Source organism: Sphingobium sp. TomMM15 (genome assembly GCF_055397045.1).
In genome coordinates this window covers 935,325-954,361 of the sequence record NZ_AP027314.1, presented here as the reverse complement: position 1 = coordinate 954,361, position 19,037 = coordinate 935,325, and the positions used below count along the sequence as shown (strand labels likewise).

General features: G+C 63.6%; 15 protein-coding genes. 13 read left to right on the top strand and 2 right to left on the bottom strand.

Annotation, left to right across the window (positions count from 1 at the left end; all coding sequences use genetic code 11):
* The first annotated feature begins 23 nt into the window (after positions 1 to 23).
* Genes ACZ51H_RS04880 through ACZ51H_RS04870 form a run of 3 tightly spaced genes read left to right on the top strand, consistent with a single transcriptional unit; the run spans position 24 to position 2,512 of the window.
* Positions 24 to 1,049 (top strand): aspartate-semialdehyde dehydrogenase, encoded by a 1,026-nt coding sequence (locus ACZ51H_RS04880; RefSeq protein ID WP_464772343.1) that lies wholly within the window; start codon positions 24 to 26, stop codon positions 1,047 to 1,049.
* A gap of 9 nt (positions 1,050 to 1,058) precedes the next feature.
* Entirely contained in the window at positions 1,059 to 1,748 is a 690-nt protein-coding gene (locus ACZ51H_RS04875) for a DUF2238 domain-containing protein (protein WP_464802611.1), read from the top strand.
* A gap of 2 nt (positions 1,749 to 1,750) precedes the next feature.
* Positions 1,751 to 2,512 (top strand): alpha/beta fold hydrolase, encoded by a 762-nt coding sequence (locus ACZ51H_RS04870; RefSeq protein WP_464802610.1) that lies wholly within the window; start codon positions 1,751 to 1,753, stop codon positions 2,510 to 2,512.
* A 12-nt stretch (positions 2,513 to 2,524) separates the two neighbouring features.
* Here ACZ51H_RS04870 and ACZ51H_RS04865 read toward each other — a convergent pair whose 3' ends face one another.
* Complete coding sequence (locus ACZ51H_RS04865) at positions 2,525 to 3,979, bottom strand: AMP nucleosidase (RefSeq protein WP_464802609.1); 1,455 nt, start codon at positions 3,977 to 3,979, stop codon at positions 2,525 to 2,527.
* A 76-nt stretch (positions 3,980 to 4,055) separates the two neighbouring features.
* Positions 4,056 to 4,538 (bottom strand): redoxin family protein, encoded by a 483-nt coding sequence (locus tag ACZ51H_RS04860; protein ID WP_464802608.1) that lies wholly within the window; start codon positions 4,536 to 4,538, stop codon positions 4,056 to 4,058.
* Positions 4,539 to 4,675: 137 nt separating this feature from the next.
* Between ACZ51H_RS04860 and ACZ51H_RS04855 the strand changes: the two genes are divergently transcribed.
* The 10 genes from ACZ51H_RS04855 to trxA all read left to right on the top strand — a co-directional run bounded on the left by ACZ51H_RS04855 (position 4,676) and on the right by trxA (position 18,990).
* On the top strand, positions 4,676 to 5,236 hold the full coding sequence (locus ACZ51H_RS04855) for a YqgE/AlgH family protein (protein ID WP_196226065.1): 561 nt from the start codon (positions 4,676 to 4,678) through the stop codon (positions 5,234 to 5,236).
* A gap of 184 nt (positions 5,237 to 5,420) precedes the next feature.
* Positions 5,421 to 5,972: a hypothetical protein gene (locus ACZ51H_RS04850; RefSeq protein ID WP_464802607.1), complete on the top strand. Its 552-nt coding sequence runs from the start codon at positions 5,421 to 5,423 to the stop codon at positions 5,970 to 5,972.
* 120 nt (positions 5,973 to 6,092) lie between these two features.
* Entirely contained in the window at positions 6,093 to 7,502 is a 1,410-nt protein-coding gene (gene ahcY, locus ACZ51H_RS04845) for an adenosylhomocysteinase (protein ID WP_464802606.1), read from the top strand.
* Positions 7,503 to 7,760: 258 nt separating this feature from the next.
* Positions 7,761 to 10,109, top strand: a complete 2,349-nt coding sequence (locus ACZ51H_RS04840) for a PAS domain-containing sensor histidine kinase (protein ID WP_464802605.1) — start codon at positions 7,761 to 7,763, stop codon at positions 10,107 to 10,109.
* Between the two features lie 13 nt (positions 10,110 to 10,122).
* The gene (gene tsaE, locus ACZ51H_RS04835; RefSeq protein WP_464802847.1) at positions 10,123 to 10,560 is read left to right on the top strand and encodes a tRNA (adenosine(37)-N6)-threonylcarbamoyltransferase complex ATPase subunit type 1 TsaE; all 438 of its coding nucleotides are present in this window, start codon (positions 10,123 to 10,125) and stop codon (positions 10,558 to 10,560) included.
* Complete coding sequence (locus ACZ51H_RS04830; protein ID WP_464802846.1) at positions 10,557 to 11,543, top strand: aminoglycoside phosphotransferase family protein; 987 nt, start codon at positions 10,557 to 10,559, stop codon at positions 11,541 to 11,543. Before tsaE ends, ACZ51H_RS04830 begins: the two co-directional genes overlap by 4 nt.
* Positions 11,540 to 12,250, top strand: coding sequence for a nucleotidyltransferase family protein (locus ACZ51H_RS04825; RefSeq protein ID WP_460985834.1), 711 nt, complete (start codon positions 11,540 to 11,542; stop codon positions 12,248 to 12,250). The genes ACZ51H_RS04830 and ACZ51H_RS04825 overlap by 4 nt, the downstream gene beginning before the upstream one ends.
* A complete protein-coding gene (gene addB, locus ACZ51H_RS04820; RefSeq protein WP_464802604.1) occupies positions 12,243 to 15,218 on the top strand; it encodes a double-strand break repair protein AddB in 2,976 nt (991 codons plus the stop codon). The genes ACZ51H_RS04825 and addB overlap by 8 nt, the downstream gene beginning before the upstream one ends.
* Positions 15,199 to 18,639, top strand: a complete 3,441-nt coding sequence (addA, locus tag ACZ51H_RS04815) for a double-strand break repair helicase AddA (RefSeq protein WP_464802603.1) — start codon at positions 15,199 to 15,201, stop codon at positions 18,637 to 18,639. Before addB ends, addA begins: the two co-directional genes overlap by 20 nt.
* 30 nt (positions 18,640 to 18,669) lie before the next feature.
* Positions 18,670 to 18,990 (top strand): thioredoxin TrxA, encoded by a 321-nt coding sequence (gene trxA, locus ACZ51H_RS04810; RefSeq protein WP_449472362.1) that lies wholly within the window; start codon positions 18,670 to 18,672, stop codon positions 18,988 to 18,990.
* Positions 18,991 to 19,037: the final 47 nt, after the last annotated feature.

The following is a 19,037-nucleotide window of genomic DNA, read 5'->3' as shown; positions in this document are numbered from 1 at the left end:
TGCATGGAGTGGAGTCTTTAGTCATGGGTTACAAGGTCGTCGTCGTTGGTGCCACGGGCAATGTGGGCCGCGAAATGCTGACCATTCTCGCCGAGCGCGAGTTCCCGATTGACGAGATCGCGGCGGTCGCATCGTCCCGGTCGCATGGCACCGAAGTTGATTTCGGTGACACCGGCAAGACTCTTAAAGTCAAGAATATCGAGCATTTCGACTTCACGGGCTGGGACATCGCCCTGTTCGCCGCAGGCTCTGGCCCGACGGCTGAATATGCGCCCAAGGCTGCTGCGGCTGGCTGCGTGGTGATCGACAATTCGTCGCTGTACCGCATGGACCCCGATGTTCCGCTGATCGTGCCGGAAGTGAACCCGGACGCGATCGATGGCTACAAGAAGAAGAATATCATCGCGAACCCGAATTGCTCGACCGCGCAGATGGTCGTGGCCTTGAAGCCCCTGCATGACGCGGCGAAGATCAAGCGCGTCGTCGTCGCTACCTACCAGTCCGTTTCCGGTGCTGGCAAAGAGGGCATGGACGAGCTGTTCGAACAGTCGCGCAACATCTTCGTGGGCGATCCGGCCGAGGCGAAGAAGTTCACCAAGCAGATCGCCTTCAACGTGATCCCGCACATCGACGTCTTCCTGGACGATGGTTCGACCAAGGAAGAATGGAAGATGGTCGCGGAAACCAAGAAGATCCTCGATCCCAAGGTGAAGGTGACCGCGACCTGCGTGCGCGTGCCCGTGTTTGTCGGTCACTCCGAAGCGCTGAACATCGAGTTCGAGAACGAGATTTCGGCTGAGCAGGCGCAGAACATCCTGCGTGAAGCGCCGGGCATCATGCTCGTCGATAAGCGTGAGGATGGCGGTTACGTCACTCCCGTCGAGTGCGTGGGCGACTATGCGACCTTCGTCAGCCGCGTCCGCGAGGATTCGACCATCGAAAATGGTCTGAACCTCTGGTGCGTCAGCGACAATCTGCGCAAGGGCGCGGCGCTGAACGCGGTGCAGATCGCCGAACTGCTGGGCCGCCGTCACCTGAAGAAGGGCTGAGGCCAACTGATGACGTCCGGCGCTGGCGCTGTTTGGAAAAGTCTTCCGATAGCCCAGCGCCGGATGATCCTGCTGCTGATTGGCGCCATCGCCGCCGCGCAGATCAATCAGCCATTTCCCGAACTCGCGCCGTTACAGCATGGGCCGACGATCGCCCTCGCCTTGGCTGCGCCATGGCTTCTGCGGCGCTGGCCTCTAAGTAATGGCGCAGTGGCCTGCATCACCTTGTTCCTGTTCCTGCATACATTGGGCGGGCGCTACATCTATTCTTATGTGCCCTATGACGATTGGGCGCGCTCGATGACAGGCCATGATTTTTCCAGCACCTTCGGATGGCGGCGCAATGGCTATGACCGGCTCGTCCATTTCGCCTTTGGCCTGCTTCTGACGCACCCACTGGCGCAGATCGCGCGGCGACGGGGTGGCATGGGATTGGGCTGGAGCCTGGCCTTCGGCTTCGTCACGATCGGCTTCATCAGCGCCTTTTATGAATCCTTCGAATGGCTGCTGACGTTGATGGCGGAAGGAGAAACCGCCGACTGGTATAATGGCCAGCAAGGTGACGTCTGGGATCCGCAGAAGGACATGGCCGCCGCTCAGGTCGGTGCACTAATCGCCCTGCTGGTCCTTGGCCTACGCCGCCATCGACAAGGCGGCGCCAAGGCCATATCGAGCAGCGCCGACACAGTGAGGGAGTGATCATGACCGACCTTGAGCTAGAGAAAGTGGAAGTCGAGGGGCTCGGCGGTCTTCCCATTGCGGTCCATATCGCGGGGGAGGGACGCGACCTCGTCCTCATTCATGGCTATTTCTCCAACGCCTGGACCAATTGGATCCGTTACGGCCATGCCGCGCGGCTTGTGGAGGCTGGCTTCCGGCTGATCATGCCGGACCTGCGCGGACATGGCGAAAGCGGCAAACCGCATGACCCCGCCGCCTATCCGCCCGATGCTTTGACGGACGACAATCTGGCCGTCATCGACCAGCTTGGTCTGACCGATTATGACTTGGGCGGCTATTCGCTAGGTGCGCGGACGACGGTGCGGATGCTGGCGTGCGGCGCGACCCCGCGCCGGGTGATCCTTGCTGGCATGGGACTACGCGGCCTCGTCAATACGCTCGACAAGGGCGGCTATTATCGTAACGTCCTCACCAACCTCGGCACGTTCGAGCGCGGCACGTCGGAATGGATGACGGAAGCCTTCCTGAAAACGACGAAGGGCGATCCAGTCGCGCTACTGCATATCCTGAACACCTTCGTGGACACGTCCGCCGAAACGATCGCGACCTTCACGCAGCCGACCGAAGTCATCTGCGGCGTCGACGATCAGGATAACGGCGTGGCGCAGGAACTTGCCGACATTCTGCCCAATGGCCGTTATGTCGAGATACCCGGCAATCACATGGCCGCAGTGACCAAGAAGGAATTGGGCGAGGCCATGGTGGAGTTCCTGACCAGCTGACCCGCCAAACGATCACCGGAATGGCGGCTCGTTGAACGCCCGCAGTTTCCGGCTGTGCAGCTTGGGGCCTTCCTGCCGCAGCAGTTCGCACGTCATCAGCCCGATACGCAGATGTCCCGCAATCGCTTCCTCATAAAAGCGGTTCGCCTGCCCCGGCAGCTTCAGCTCGCCATGGATCGGCTTGTCCGATACGCAAAGCAATGTCCCATAGGGAACCCGGAACCGATAACCCTGCGCCGCGATCGTCGCGGATTCCATGTCGATCCCGACCGCGCGCGACAGGCTGAAGCGCAGCGCTGAACTGGAATAGCGTAGCTCCCAATTGCGATCGTCGGTCGTCACCACGGTCCCGGTGCGCAGCCTGCGCTTGAAATCCTCGGCGCCACTGCCGCCCAAAACCGCTTCGGCGGATTTGGCCAGCGCGACCTGCACCTCTGCAATGGCTGGCACCGGTATTTCGGGGGGCAGCATATCATCCAGCACCTTGTCGTCGCGCAGATAGGCATGGGCGAGCACATAGTCGCCGATCCGCTGGCTGGGCCGCAGGCCACCGCAATGACCAATCATCAACCAGGCTTCCGGCCTCAGCACCGCCAGATGATCGCAGATGGTCTTCGCATTGGCAGGACCGACGCCGATATTGACCAGCGTGATCCCGCTGCGATTGGGCGCGATCAGGTGATAGGCGGGCATCTGATGCTTGCGCCATGCACTGTCCGCGATCATGCGCGCTGGATCGGCCGTCTCCCGCGTCACATAGACGCCGCCTGCGCCGGACAAGGCGGTGTAGGGCGAACCGTCTCTTTGCAGTTCCGCGCAGGCCCAGGCCACGAACTCATCGACATAGCGATGATAGTTGGTGAAGAGGATGTATCGTTGAACATGTTCCGGCGGCGTCCCCGTATAATGTTTCAATCGGGCCAGCGAGAAATCGGTGCGCAGCCCGTCGAACAGAGCCAGCGGCCTTTGCCCATCTGCATCCGGCATGAACAGGCCGTCGGCGATCTCGTCCCCGATCTCCGCCAACTCGGTTGCGGGGAAATGACGCGCCAGTTCGGTCGGAGGCGTGCCGTCAAGGGCGCTGATGTCCAGCCCATCGAGCACATAGGGAAAAGGAATCTGCTGGTCGCTGACCGCTGTTTCGACCTCCACTCCATAATCCCGGACGAGCAAATCGATCTGCTCGGCCAGATAATCGCCGAACATCTCCGGTCGGGTGAGCGTGGTGGTATAAAGGCCGGGCTTGGACAGGCGGGCAAAGGATCGCCCCGGCGGCGGGGCATCGGTTTCGGCATGGTGGGTGATGCGCAGTTCGGGATAACAGAAGCGGCGATCGGACTTTGCCTCTGGCGGAGGCACGCTGCCATCGCGGGCATAGGCCTGCATGGCCTCGCGCAGATTTCCGATAGAGGTCTGGTAGATCCGGTCCAGTTGCGCGACCGCCGCGCTGCCGATGCTTTTCGTCATCGAACCTTGCTACCGCAGATATGTGACGGAAGGAAGGCCGGTGGCCGCGCGATGAGGGCATCGCGCGGCCATCGCGTCAGAGCTGCCCCAACAGATGATCAGCCGACGAAAGCTTGAACTCGCCCGGTGCCTCGACATTCAGTTCGGTCACCACGCCATCCTTTACGATCATGGAAAAGCGCTGGCCACGCGTGCCCATGCCAAACTTGCTGCCGTCCATCGTCAGGCCCCCAGCCTTGACGAAGTCGCCATTGCCATCCGCCAGCATGGTGACCTTATCGTCTGCTCCGGCTGATTTGCCCCATGCGCCCATGACGAACGCGTCATTGACGGCGGTGCAGGCAATCTCGTCCACGCCCTTTTCCTTCAGGGCGTCGGCCTTTTCCACAAAACCGGGGAGGTGCTTGGCCGAGCAGGTCGGCGTAAAGGCGCCGGGAACGGAGAAGAGCGCCACCGTCCGGCCCTTGAAAAATTCGTCGGAGGAAACCTGCTCCGGTCCATTTTCCGTCATCTTGGCAAAGGTGGTGGCGGGGATGCGATCCCCTTTTGCGATGGTCATATTCTGTCTCCTGCCGTTGATGAGGCGGGAGGTCGGCGCTTGGCGGTCCTGTGTCAAGGCGCGCTTACGTGTCGCATCGCCCCCGGTGAACGACAGCCCGCCATTGGCAAAGCCGCTGGGCAGCGTATATTCATCCTATGGATCAACTTCGCTCCTATGCCGGTCAGTTCCTGCTCGCTTTGCCGGGCATGGAAGACATGCGCTTCGATCATTCCGTGATCGCCATTTGCGTCCATGATGAAAATGGCGCTCTCGGCATCGCGGTCAGCGATGAAATCGAGGGCGTGGGGCTGCATGAACTGCTCGAAAGCTTTGACATCAACCCTGCCAATGTCCCCGACATACCCGTGCTTCGCGGTGGGCCGGTCGAACCGCGCCGGGGCTTCGTGCTGCATTCCCTCGATTGGAAAGGGCATGACATGGTGGAGGTCGGGGAGGACTGGGGGCTTTCCGGCTCGCTGGAGATATTGAAGGCGATCGCGGAAGGCACTGGTCCCAGTCGCTACATCGTCGCCCTCGGCTATGCCGGTTGGGGCGCAGGGCAACTCGATCAGGAGATGACCGGCGAAAGCTGGTTCCCGGCGGGATGCAGCGCGGATATATTGTTCGACGTTCCGGCGGAAAAAAAATGGGCGGCGGCCTATGCCGCTGCCGGAGTCGATGCGTCTCATCTGGTGAGCGGCGCTGGCTCCGCCTGATCGCGTCGCATAATTTGCGAGATATTTTCCCGGTTCAACTGCGTAACGATGGCGCGGAACAGAGCTTGTTTCCGCATCGTAACTGAACATTTCCAGGTAAATTCCCGCTAACCGCCTTCATTTACAACGCGGCAAGCGCGCGGGCGCACCTTCATCCTGGGGAAATTGCTCGGGGGTTCAAATCATGAAGAAGTTTGTCGCGGCTATGATTGCCGCAGCGATGCCGCTCGCGCCTGCCAGCGCCGCGCCTTGCTGGAAGAACGTCGCTGTAGAGGCGGCGCAAATTCGGGATTTTGAGATGATGCTGATGGTGTCGGCGCTGCGTTGCCGCTCCACGGGCAGCAACTTCCTGGCCGACTATAACCGCTTCATCCGGGAAAAGCGTGACGCGCTGACGCAGGTCAATGACGAACTGCGCGAACATTTCCGTTCCGTCGCAGGACCGGTGGGCGCGCTGGGAGCTTATGACAATTACGTAACCAGCCTCGCCAACGTTTATGGCGCCGGAGCCGAAGGGCTCGCCTGCCGCGACCTACAGTCGATCACGGATGCGGCTAACGCGCTACCCGCGACCCGGGCGGCGCTGCTTGAACTGTCGGACGCTGCCGGTACGACCCCGCATCTTTCGGGCGCCCGCTGCGACGTCGTTATGGCGATTGCGGATCGGGAAGCGGAGCCATCTGCCGATCTGGGTAGAACGAGGGTAGCGGTCGCCTCACACAACGGCAAAGAGTGACATAAAGAAAACTTTATATTGAGTTGCCATCAACGGCGGCGATTGGTAAAGCGCAGGCCATCGCCGCCGTTTCGCCATGCGAGCGGCTCCGGCACATTCTAAACCGATGGAGACACGCTCGTGGCCACAGCACCCGCCACCCAGGCGCAGGACTATGTGATCGCCGACATCAACCTTGCCGCGTTCGGCCGCAAGGAAATCGAGATCGCCGAAACCGAAATGCCCGGCCTGATGGCCCTGCGCGCCGAATTCGGCGCTGCCAAGCCGCTAAAGGGCGCGCGTATCACCGGATCGCTGCACATGACGATCCAGACCGCCGTGCTGATCGAGACGCTGGCGGAACTGGGCGCGGAAATCCGCTGGGCTTCGTGCAACATCTTCTCGACCCAGGACCACGCCGCCGCTGCCATCGCCGCGTGCGGCATCCCCGTCTTCGCCGTCAAGGGCGAGACGCTGGAGGAATATTGGGATTATGTCATCCGCATCTTCGACTGGGGTGACACGCCCTGCAACATGATCCTGGACGATGGCGGCGACGCCACCATGTTCGCGCTGTGGGGCGCGCGGGTCGAGGCTGGGGAAGAACTGTTCACGCCGGGTAACGAGGAAGAAGAAATCTTCGTCGCGACGCTCAAGCGCTTCCTGGCCGATCGTCCGGGCTACCTGACCAAGACCGTCGCCGCGATCAAGGGCGTTTCGGAAGAAACCACCACCGGCGTTCACCGCCTTTATGAGCTGGCGAAGAAGGGCAAGCTTCCCTTCCCGGCGATCAACGTGAACGACAGCGTCACCAAGTCGAAGTTCGACAATCTCTATGGTTGCAAGGAATCGCTGGTCGACGCCATCCGCCGCGCAACCGACGTCATGCTGGCTGGCAAGGTCGCCTGCGTCGCCGGTTTCGGTGACGTTGGCAAGGGTTCGGCAGCCTCGCTCCGGAACGGCGGCGCCCGCGTTCTGGTGACCGAGGTCGATCCCATCTGCGCGCTTCAGGCGGCGATGGAAGGCTATGAAGTCGTGACGATGGAAGAGGCCGCCACTCGCGCCGACATCTTCGTCACCGCGACTGGCAACGAAGCCGTCATCACCGTCGATCACATGCGCGCGATGAAGAATATGGCGATCGTGTCCAACATCGGTCACTTCGACAGCGAGATCGAGATTGCCGGTCTTTCGAACATGAAGTGGACCGAAATCAAGCCGCAGGTCGACGAAGTCGAATTCCCCGACGGCAAGAAGATCATCGTCCTTGCCAAGGGCCGCCTGGTGAACCTGGGCTGCGCCACCGGCCATCCGAGCTTCGTCATGTCGTCCAGCTTCACCAACCAGGTGCTGGCGCAGATCGAACTGTGGACCAAGTCGGACACCTACAAGAACGACGTATACGTCCTGCCCAAGCATCTGGACGAAAAGGTGGCGGCGCTTCACCTCGAAAAGCTGGGCGTGAAGCTGTCCAAGCTGACCCCCAAGCAGGCCGCCTATATCGGCGTGACGCCGGAAGGTCCGTTCAAGCCGGATCATTACCGCTACTAAAAACCTAAACGGGGGAGGCGAAAGTCTCCCCTTTTTTATGCTTAGCCTCTCGTCATCCCAGCGAAAGCTGGGATCTATTGCCAACGGCGTCCGGCTGAGATGCCAGCTTTCGCTGGCATGACGAAGATGAGGGCGTGTCCGTCTTGAAGGATCCGCGCATTTCTTCAAACTCCCCGCTTCACGCTGCTCCCGACTTGGGTTAGTCCCCTGATAATCATGCAAAGGGGTGGCAGTCGCGATGAGGGGTGAACAGGCGCAATGACGTCATTGACCCCATTTGCCGCAGTCATATTGGGGATCGTGCTGGCCGCGTGGCTGGCCGCTGCGGTGTGGGCGCTTTCGACCGGGCAGCGCATGCGTCGCGAAGGCACGCAAGTGCAGGGCAAGTTCGATCGCCTGTCCAGCCTGCTCGCCTCGGCGCCGGCCGCACCCATCATCATTCATGCCGATGGCCGGATCGAGGCCGCCGACCGGCTCGCCAAATGGCTTGGCAAGGACCGTGTACCCGCTTTTGTATCCGAATTGACCGCGCCCGACGGCGGCCTGGAGCCGGAGGACGCAGCGGCCCTCGCGCAGGAAATAGCGGCGGCCCAACGCGCCGGTCGCAGCTTCGCCCTGCCTGTGCGAGGAGAGGGTTCGTCCCGGCTCCTGCTGGTGCGCGGTGCGCCTGCCGGGCCAGTGCTGGCCGAAAGCGGCGGGGTGGTCCTTTGGATATTCGACGCGACCGACAGCCAGTCGGAAATCCAGGCGCTGAAGAGCAAGGTCGAGCAACTGCGCGAAGCGCTGGAAGCGCTCGCGGGCCTTGTGGAGGCCGCGCCGTTCCCAATGTGGCATCGCACCGCCGACATGCGCCTCAGCCTCGTCAACGCGGCCTATGTCCGCGCGGTTGATGGCGCCAATGCGGCAGACGTCATCGCGCACGGCACCGAACTGGTCGAGGCGGTGGGCGGCCTTGGCCCTCAGTCATCAGCAGAACAGGCGCTGGCCGAGGATCGGGTGGTCGAGCGCATGGTGCCAGCGACCATAGATGGCGAACGTCGCACGATGCGGGTCGTCGATGTGCCGCTGGGCGAAGCTGGTGTCGCCGGTTTCGCGATGGATCAGAATGAGCTTGAACAGGCCCGTGTCGAGCACCGCCGCCTTGAAGCGGCTCAGCGCGACCTTCTCGATCGCCTCTCCGCTGGCGTGGCCCGCTTTGGCCCGGATCGCACCCTGCGTTTCTGGAATCAGCCATTTATGAGCCTGTTCGGGCTAGATCAGGAACATCTGGCGGACCAGCCCGTGTTCGAACGCGTCCTCGATCGCATGCGGGAGGCCCGCCGCCTGCCCGAACATCGCGACTTTCCGGCCTGGCGGGCGGAACGCCGGGACTGGTTCCTCTCCCCCGACCCGCGCGAGGAGAACTGGCTGCTCGCCGATGGCACGCATCTGCGCGTCTATGGTCAGCCATTGCCCGACGGCGGCCTGCTCCTGATATTCGAGGATCGGACGGAGCAGGTCCAGCTTTCCAGCGCGCGCGACACGCTGCTGCGAGTCCGCACAGCGACCTTCGACAATCTGTTCGAGTCGATCGGCGTATTTTCTTCCGATGGCCGCCTGTCGCTGTGGAACAGCCGTTTCCGCTCGATCTGGGAAATATCCGAAGATCTTCTGGCGCAGCACCCGCGCATCGACGAACTTCTCCGCGCCGTCCAATCCCGCCTCGCCAAGCCGCAGCAGGCCAATCTCGTCCGCGAACTGGTCCGCGCCGCGACAGTGGAGCGCAAGCAGCGCGTCGGCCATGTCGGTTTCGCGGACGGCCGCATCTTCGAATTTGCCGCCATCCCTCTGCCCGACGGCAATGCGCTTTTCACGATGCTGGACGTCACCGACAGCCGCCGTGTCGAACAGGTGCTGCGCGACCGCAACGAGGCGCTGGAGCAGGCCGATCGGGTCAAGACCGCCTTCGTCACCAATATGAGCTACGAGCTGCGCACGCCGCTCACCACCATCGCGGGCTTCGCCGAGATGATGAGCGCGGGCTACGCCGGAGACATGAGCGATTCCGCCAAGGAATATGTCGATGGCATTCTCCAGAGTACCAGTCGCCTGTCGATGTTGATCGACAATGTGCTGGACCTGACACAGGGAGAAGCCGGGACACTTCCGATCGATAGGGTGCCTGTCGATCTCGCCGCCCTGGCAAAGGAAAGCATCGAACGGATCAAGACCGAGGCAACGGCCAAGGGCATCGACCTTGCGATCTCCCTGCATGAAACATTGGGAAAGGTGGAAGGCGACAGCCGCCGGATCGGCCAAGCGCTCGACCATCTGCTGGAAAATGCGGTCTGCTACAGCGGACGCGGCGCGCGGGTATTGCTGCACGGCGACGGCAGCAGCGATTCCGCGCGGCTCGTCGTGTCCGACAACGGTCCAGGCATCAGCGCAAAGCGCCGCGCCACGATCTTCGATGCAGCCGCTCGCGCGGAACAGGCACGCAGCGGCGAAAAGGCCGGGATCGGCCTACCGCTCGCCAAGCAATTGGCAGAGGCGCATGGCGGCACCCTCCAGCTCGTGTCAGAGCCGGGGCAGGGCACCATGGCCGTGATCGAGCTACCCCGTGGCTGAGCAGAGCCTGACCATGCCCGACGAAGCGGCGATGCTGGCCCTCGGCCACCGTCTGGCTGACTTGGCGCGCATCGGTGACGTCATCGCGCTGGAGGGCGGCCTTGGCGCGGGAAAGACGACGCTCGCGCGCGGCATATTGGAGGGGCTTGGCCTTGCAGGCGAGGCGCCAAGCCCCAGCTTCGCGATCGTCCAGCCCTATGATGTGCCGGAGGTGAAGCTGCCCGTCGCCCATGTCGACCTCTATCGCCTTGACGATGCGGAAGAGGCGCGGGAACTGGCTCTGGACGAATATCTGATGGACAGCCTGCTGATCGTCGAATGGCCGGATCGCCTGGGTCCGGATGCATGGCCGCATGCGCTGCGGCTCCACATCGACATCGAACCCGACGGCGCTCGGCGCTTGACAGTGCGCGTGCCGGACGCTTGGACAGAGCGATGGTCGCAGATATGATCCCGCCCGCTTCCGCTCCCGCCTTTCTCTCAGCTGCGGGGTGGGGGCATGCCGCTATCGTCCCGCTGGCAGGGGATGCGTCGTTCCGCCGCTACTTCCGCGTGGTCGATGGCGCGCGCCGTGCCGTGCTGATGGATGCGCCGCCGCCACATGAGGACCCGCGCCCGTTCATCGCCATTGCCGAACATTTGGTTCAGCAGGGTTTTGCTGCCCCAGCGATCCTTGCCCGCGACCTGGAGCAAGGTCTGGTGCTCATCGAGGATTTCGGCGACTTGCGGGTCAAGGAACATCTGGATGATGTCCCCGTCGACGAGGAAGGCGTTTATAGCCGCGCAGTCGAACTGCTCGCTGATCTTCATCGCCAGCCTGCCGCCGACCTGCCTCCCTATGACCGCGCGGTCTATCAGCGCGAGGCAGGGCTGGTCACCGAATGGTACTGCCCTGCGATCGGCCTTTCCGTTGATACAGATGCCTATACGCGGGCCTGGGATGCCGTGCTGCCGATCGTGGAGCAATCCGCCAGCCCCACAGTCACAGTGCTGCGCGATTATCATGCCGAAAATATCATGCTGATCGACCGGCCCGAAGTACGCGGGCTTGGCCTTCTTGACTTTCAGGACGCTCTGGCCGGGCATCCCGCTTATGACCTTGTGTCGCTGCTTCAGGACGCTCGGCGCGATGTGCCGCCGGAGGTGGAGGCTGCGATGATCCGCCACTATAAGGCTATCGCAAATCCCCCGGCCGACTTCGACGCTGCCTATGCTGTGCTGGGCGCGCAGCGGAATGCGAAGATCATCGGCCTCTTCACCCGCCTGTGGAAACGGGATGGAAAGCCACGCTACCTGTCCTTCCTGCCGCGCATGTGGGACCTGCTGGAACGCGACCTCGCTCATCCTGCATTGGCACCTGTTGCAGAGTGGTTCGCGGCCAACATCCCAGCGGAAAAGCGCCATCTCGCGCTTCAGGATAACGCCCCCGCATGATCGACACGGCAATGCTGATGGCGGCTGGCCTTGGCAAGCGGATGCGCCCGCTCACCGCCACGCGCCCAAAACCGCTGGTCAAGGTAGCTGGCAAGCCGCTGATGGACCATGCGCTGGACCGGCTGTCCGCTGGCGGCATCCGCAAGGTGGTGGTCAATGTTCATTACCTCGCCGACACGGTCGAGGCGCATCTCAATGCCCATTCGAACGGCATGCAGGTGCTGATTTCGGACGAGCGCCCCAAGCTGCTCGAAACGGGCGGGGGCTTGATCCATGCGCGTTCTCTGCTGGGGGACAAACCCTTCTTCTGCGCGAACAGCGACAATCTCTGGATCGACGGGCCGCAGGAAACGCTGAGCATGATGCAGCGCCTGTGGGACCCCGATCGCATGGATGCGCTGCTGCTGCTGGTGCCACTCGCCCGCGCTCATTGCCATACGGGACCGGGCGACTTCCACATGGACGCCTCTGGCCGGTTGAGCCGCCGCAAGACGAGCCATGTCGCGCCCTTCGTCTTTACGGGCGTTCAGATCCTTTCGCCCAGCCTGCTGGTCGATCCGCCATCCGACGTCTTTTCGACCAATATCTTCTGGAACCGCGCTATCGAAGCGGGGCGCCTCTACGGCGTTTCCCATCAGGGCCTCTGGTTCGACGTCGGCACGCCGCGCGCCATTCCTTTTGTGGAATCGATGCTCGCCTATGGGTGACCGCACCCGGCCCGCCTTGTTCAACATCCCAGCTCACCGCGCCTTTTCCGACGCCTTGGCAGCGGGCATAGTCGCGCAGCATGGCAGCGATCCCATGGCGCTGGCGCAGGGCATGATCCTGCTACCCACCAACCGCGCGATCCGTGCCGTCAGTGACGCTTTCGTCCGCCGATCGGGTGGAGGCCTGCTTCTTCCCCGATTGGTCGCGATCGGCGATCCCGATCTTGGCGAACAGGCAGGCGGTGCGCTCGATCCTCTGGCGGAGGGGGAGGCCATTCCCCCCGCGATCGCGCCCATGCGCCGCCAGATGATCCTGGCCCGCATGGTTCAGCAGGCATCCGGCCAGCCAATGGACGCCGCGCAGGCGATCAAGCTCGGTCAGGCGCTCGGCACGGTGCTCGACCAGATGCAGGTGGAGCGGGTGCCCATCACCGCGCTTTCCGAACTCACGCTGTCGGATGAACTGTCGGGCCATTGGCAAAGATCGCTCGACTTATTTTCCATCCTCATTCGCCGCTGGCCCGAGGAATTGGCACGGCTTGGCCTCATCGACCTTGCTGACCGCCGCAATCGCCTGTTCGATCGCCTCACCACACGTTGGGACGCAGAGCCGCCATCCGGTTTCGTCGTCGCCGCTGGCATAGCCACGACCGCTCCGGCGGTTGCGGGTCTGCTTCGAAGGATTGCCGTCCTGCCGCGCGGCAGCGTCGTTTTCGCTGGCCTCGACCATGAAATGGACGAAGCCGCATGGGATGCCATCGGTCCTTTTGCGCCGGACCCCGTAACCGGCCGTGCGCCCCCTGCGCATGAAACCCATCCCCAATATGCCCTCAAGCGCTTGCTCAATGGAATGAGCGCCACGCGCGATGACGTAGCGCTCTGGCGCTGGGGCAGCGAGCATGATGCACGCGCCGTCCGCAGCCGCAACATCTCCAACGCCATGCTCCCGCCGCGCCTCACCAGCCGCTGGCGCGATCTGAAGACCGCCGACCGCTCACTCACAGGGGTGGAGGCGCTGGAAGTCGCAACGCCGGGTGAGGAAGCTCAGGCGATCGCCATCGCCCTGCGTGAGGCGGTGGAAACGCAGGGCCGCACCGCCGCGCTGGTCACGCCCGACCGCCAACTCGCCACGCGCGTGTCGGCGCATCTGGCGCGCTGGGGAATCGCGGCAGACGATTCCGCAGGCCTTCCGCTGTCCCGCCTGCCGCCGGGCACTCTGCTCATCGCGCTGGCCCAGGCAGTGGCCGAACGCTTCGCGCCCGTCGCGCTTTTGACACTCCTCAAGCATCCGCTGGTCATGCGCGGGGAAGGGCGGCTCCCCTGGCTGGAGGGTGCGCGCGGCCTCGACCTGCTGCTGCGCGGTCCTCGTCCTCCCGCTGGCCTTCAGGGGATCGACCTGCTTCTCGCCGAACGCGAAGGGGAAGATCGTCAGCAGGCGCTACGCGCTCAAAGCCGTCAATGGTGGTCGCAAGCCCGCTCCATGCTCGATCCGCTGGAGCAGGCCTTTGCCGCCGCGCCGTCCGTCGCAACTCAACTCGCCGCTATTCGCGAACAAGCCGGAGCATTGACCGGCGATGCCATATGGTCGGGTGTCCAGGGCCACGCCGCCGCCGACCTGTTCGCGGAGTTGGAACAGGCGGCCCCCGAAGGCCCTCAACAGTCTGACATCCGCTCCCTCCCGACCCTGCTCGACAATATGTTGGGCGGCGTCTCGGTGCGCCCCGTTCAGGGCGGCCATCCGCGCATATCCATATTGGGCCTTATCGAAGCGCAACTGGTTCAGGCTGACCTCATGATTCTCGGCGGCCTCAACGAGGGCACCTGGCCCGGCCTGCCGTCCCCCGATCCCTGGCTTGCTCCCCGCATCCGGCGGGAACTCGGCCTGCCGGGCCTGGAAACCCGCATCGGCCGCGCCGCCCATGACTTTGCCAGCGCATTGGGCGCTCCCCACGTCCTTATCACCCGCGCGCGCAGAGGATCGGGCGGTCCCGCCATAGCCTCCCGCTTCTGGTTGCGTCTCAAGGCCATGGCCGGTCCACAATGGAAGAGCGCCGATCGTTACGCAGCGCTGGCACAGGCACTCGACCGCCCAGCGCGGCACCAGCCCAGCCGCCGTCCCGCGCCAGTGCCACCCGCCTCCGTCCGCCCGAAGCTGATCCCCGTAACGGACGTCGATCGCTTAAAGGCTGACCCCTTCGCCTTTTACGCCAAGCGGATATTGCGCCTAAATCGCCTCGACCCGGTCGATGCCGATGCTGGCCCTGCATGGCGCGGTACGGCTGTCCATGAAATCCTTCAGCACTGGGCAGAGGCCGGGCGGCGCGATCCCGCCGATCTGGAAGCCCGCGCCCGCGCGATGTTCGACCGGCCCGATGTCCATCCGCTGCTGAAGGCGCTCTGGCAGCCAAGGTTGATCGAGGCCATCCGCTGGATCGCTGCCGAAGTCACCGCCGATCAGGCAGCAGGCCGCTCCATATTGGCGGTGGAGACGGATGGCCGGGCGGAAATCGCTGGCGTGACCCTCACCGGCAAGGCTGACCGGATAGATCGCATGCCGGACGGCTCGCTCGCCATAGTCGACTACAAAACCGGCAAACCGCCTAGCGCCAAGCAGGTCAAGGCGGGCTATTCGCTCCAATTAGGGCTACTGGGCCTCATCGCCGAACAGGGTGGCTTCCCGGCCATCGAGGGCGCAAAAACCGCAGGATGTTTCGAATATTGGTCGCTGGCCAAGAAGAACGACGCCTTCGGCTATCGGGAAAGCCCCGTCGATCCGATGGGGAAGCGAGATAAGATCGTAACGGCCTCCTTCACATCGCTCGTCCACGAATGGTTCGAAAAGATCGCTGGCGATTATCTGACGGGTAACGCCCCCTTCGACGCGCAGGTGAATCCCGAAGTCGCAAACTATGGCGACTATGACCAGCTAATGCGGCTGGAGGAATGGTATGGCCGCGACGATGTCTAGAAAGACCTCCGCGCTTCAACCCCTCGCGGGAGCGCAGGCGCGCGCTGCTTCGCCTGACGCCCATGTGTGGCTGTCGGCTTCGGCGGGCACTGGCAAGACGCATGTGCTGACCGCGCGCGTGTTCCGCCTGCTGCTACAGGGCGTGCGGCCCGAAAATATCCTCTGCCTCACCTTCACCAAAGCGGGCGCGGCGGAAATGGCCGACCGCATCCATGATCGCCTCGCCGCCTGGGTCCAGATGGAGGAAGGCGAACTGTTCGAGGATTTGGAGGCGCTGCACGAGGATAGCGGCCCGGAAGCACGCGATCGCGCCCGCCGCCTCTTTGCGGAGGTGCTGGAATCCACCGGCGGCGGTCTTCGCATCCAGACCATCCATGGCTTCTGCCAGCAACTGCTGACCGCCTTTCCCCTCGAAGCCGACCTGCCGCCGGGCTTCCGCCCGCTCGACCAGCGGGAGCAGGCGGCGCTCGCCCGCCAGACCCTGGCCGATCTTGCCGTCCGTGCGCAGGATCAGGGCGACGACCGGCTCATGGAAGCGCTACAAGCGATCAGCCTGCGTCTGGGGGAAGGCGGCGCCGAACAATTCCTCCTGCGCTGCGCCGCCCATCTGCCCGCGCTGGAGCAATTGCCAGAAGACATCGCCGCCTCGCTCTATCGCGAACTCGGCCTTCCCGAAGGTGACGTCATCGCGCACCTCGCCAGCCAGTGCGAAGACGCGCAGTTCGACATGCGGACCCTCGTCTGGATCGCTCAGGCCAATGCCGATTGGGGCACCGGCCGCGCCCTGGAGCGCTGTGACCGCATAGCCCGATGGCGAGCCTTAGGCGCTCGCGGCCGCGCGGAGGCTTTGGAGGATCTGCACGCCGCTTGGGCGAAGAAGGACGGCGACCTCATTTCGACCAAGGGCTGGGTTCCCCCGGTCGATGGCTATGGTGAAGCAAGCGCGCGCCTCCACTCCCGCTGCGCCGAGCTTCTGAACCTCAAGGCGCTCGCCGCCTATGCCGACCTGCTCGCCGAAGGGCTGCATGCGGGCCGCGCCTATGCCCGCGCCTATCATGAGGCAAAGCAGCTTGCCGGTGCCGTGGACTTCAACGACCTCATCGCCCGCACCGCCGATCTTCTGTCCCAACCTGGCATCGCCGACTGGATTCGCTACAAGCTCGATCAGCGCATCGATCACATCATGGTCGATGAGGCGCAGGACACGAACGTCAGCCAGTGGCAGATCGTAGGCGCGCTCGCTGCCGAATTTTTCGCAGGGGAGGGCGCCAAGGGTGATCGCGTCCGCACCATCTTCACCGTCGGCGACTTCAAGCAGGCGATCTTCGGCTTCCAGGGCACCAGCCCGCAGGCCTTCGCCGCCGCGCAGATAGCATTCCAGCGTAATGCGGAAGATGCCGACCATATCTTCCACGACCTGTCGCTCGAACGCAGTTTCCGCTCCACGCCCGCCGTGCTCGACGTAGTGGACCGGACAATCGCGACCTTGAGCGCCGAGCGGCTCGGCCTCCTCTCGGGCGCCGTCCAGCACATCAGCGCCAACCGCTTCCCCGGCGAAGTCCTGCTATGGAAACCAGCCATCGCTGGCCTGTCCGACGACGCCGAAGGGGAGGAGGATTGGGCCGCCGATCAGGAACGCCTGCTCGCCCAGAATATTGCGCGGCAGATCCGCCAATGGATCGATGACGGCATGATGCTCGAAAGCCGTGGCCGCCCGGTTACGGCAGGCGATATCATGATCCTCGTCCGCCGCCGCAGCGAACTAGCCCGCCTGATCGTTGCCCGCCTCTATGAGGAAGGCGTCGCCGTCGCGGGGATCGATCGCCTTCGCCTCAATGCGCCGCTTGCCGTGCGCGACCTCCTTGCCGCGCTCCGTTTCGCGGTGCAGCCGGAGGATGATCTCAACCTGGCCTCGCTGTTGGTATCGCCGCTGATCGGTTGGTCGCAGGATGATCTCATGGCCCGCGCCATGAACCGCCGCGTTGGCCTTTGGCAGCATCTCACCCGGACCCAGGACGAAGAGTTGCTCGCCCCGCTTCGCACCCTGCTGAACCGCGCAGACCTCACCACGCCCTACCGCTATCTCGAATCGATTCTGTCCGGCCCGATGGAGGGGCGCCGCCGCCTGATCGAACGTCTGGGGGTAGAGGCGACCGATCCGATCGAGGAGCTGCTCAACGCCGCGCTCGCTTTCGAGACGGACGATCACCCCTCCTTGCAGCGTTTCGTCGATTGGTTCGACCGGGGCGAAGTGGAGATCGTCCGCGACGCGGCGGCGCAGGGCGATTCGCTCCGCCTTCTTACCGTGCACGGTGCGAAGGGTTTGCAGGCCCCGGTCGTCATATTGGCGGACGCCTGCCTTGATCCCGATGCCGGGACACGCAGCGATTCGCTGGAATGGAACGGCCTGCCTATCCTCCCTCCCCGCAAGTCCGAGCGGCTTGGTCCCATCGGGCAAGTTCTGGAGGAAGCCCGCGCTGCCGAACGGCAGGAGCATTGGCGGCTGCTCTATGTCGCGCTGACCCGTGCCGAGGAAAGGCTGGTCGTCACCGGCTCGCTAGGCCCGCGCGCCCGAGGCATGCCGCAACCCGAAAGCTGGTTCACGGCGGTCGAGAACGCCATGATCGACCTTGGCGCGGAATGGGAGGACGATCATCTATGGGGCGCGCGTCGGCGTTGGCTGGGCGCAGAAGCCCTGCCTCCGCGTCCCCTGCAAAAGGCCGCTACTGTTGAAGCGGCGTCGCACGCCGAACCCGCTTGGCTCCGTCAGCCCGCGCCAGAAGAAGCGCGTCCCCCCCGGCCCCTCGCACCTTCCGCTCCGGTAGAGGATGACGTGCCCTATCCCCCGCCCACGCCTGCCATGCGGGCGGCGAGCGAGCGGGGGCGCTGGCTGCACGCCTTGTTCGAACGGTTGCCTGATGTTTTGCCCGAACAACGCCGTCAACGCGCCGACCGCTGGCTCGAACAGCAGGGCGCGGCGGATCCATCATTGCGCCATGACGTCATTTCACAGGCTCTTCGCGTGATCGAGGATAGCGACTTCGCGCCGCTCTTCGCCCCCGGCGCCCTTGCTGAAGCGCCTGTCGCCGCGGTCGTCGGCGACATGGTGATCTCCGGCACCGTGGATCGGCTATGCATCGGCCCCGACCGCGTGCAGGTCGTGGATTTCAAAACGGGCCGCATAGCGCCGCTCAGCGTGGAGGAAGTGCCCGCCGCCCATGTCCGCCAGATGGCAGCCTATGCCGCCGCGCTTCAGGTGATCTTCCCCGACCGGCGGATAGAAGCCGCGCTGCTCTACACCAGCGCCCCGCGCCTCATCACGCTTCCGCACGATCTTCTCGCCGCGCACAAGCCGGGCTTTCCCCCCGCGCAGGAGAATTTGCCGCTTTCACCCGTTGAGACGGACGCGTCACCGTCCTAGATATCCGCCCAACTGAAGGAGAAATATAACATGGCTACCAAGGCAGTCACCGACACCAGCTTCCAGGCGGACGTGATCGACGCAGACAAGCCCGTGCTTGTCGATTTCTGGGCAGAATGGTGCGGCCCCTGCAAGATGATCGGCCCGGCCTTGGAAGAAATCTCCGAGGAACTGGCTGACAAGGTCATCATCGCCAAGATCAACATCGACGAAAATCCCGACGCGCCCGGCAAATATGGCGTGCGCGGCATCCCGACGATGATCCTGTTCAAAAATGGCGAAGCAGCGGCCACGAAAGTTGGCGCCGCGCCTAAGAGCGCCCTAAAAGGCTGGATCGAAAGCGTCCTCTAATCTGTCCAAGACTCCCTCTCCCCTAGGGGAGAGGGCCGGGGAGAGGG